Origin of the sequence: Faecalibacillus sp. H12 (genome assembly GCF_013361255.1) — a bacterium.
Classification (GTDB): domain Bacteria; phylum Bacillota_I; class Bacilli_A; order Erysipelotrichales; family Coprobacillaceae; genus Faecalibacillus; species Faecalibacillus intestinalis.
This window is the reverse complement of the sequence record NZ_JABWDK010000093.1, coordinates 1-293: the sequence shown is the minus strand read 5'-3', so window position 1 is coordinate 293 and position 293 is coordinate 1. Positions and strand designations below refer to the sequence as shown.

The window sequence follows — 293 nt, the reverse complement described above, 5'->3', positions numbered from 1 at the left end:
AGCAACTGACTTGTAATCAGTAGGTTGAGGGTTCAAGTCCTTTAGCCGGCACCATGACGGAGAGGTAGCGAAGTGGCTAAACGCGGCTGACTGTAACTCAGTTCCTTTTGGTTCGGTGGTTCGAATCCACTCCTCTCCACCATCTATCTAATGAATGGGGTATAGCCAAGCGGTAAGGCAACAGACTTTGACTCTGTCATTGCGCTGGTTCGAATCCAGCTACCCCAGCCATAAGGTATGACCCGCTAGCTCAGTTGGTAGAGCATCTGACTTTTAATCAGAGGGTCAGGCGT

At 50.2% G+C, this 293-nt stretch carries 2 tRNA genes; both read left to right on the top strand.

The features are described from left to right. The first annotated feature begins 58 nt into the window (after positions 1 to 58). Positions 59 to 142: transfer RNA gene (locus tag HUU89_RS14555), tRNA-Tyr, on the top strand. Between the two features lie 13 nt (positions 143 to 155). Next, positions 156 to 231, top strand: a tRNA-Gln gene (locus HUU89_RS14550). The last annotated feature ends 62 nt before the right edge of the window (positions 232 to 293 follow it).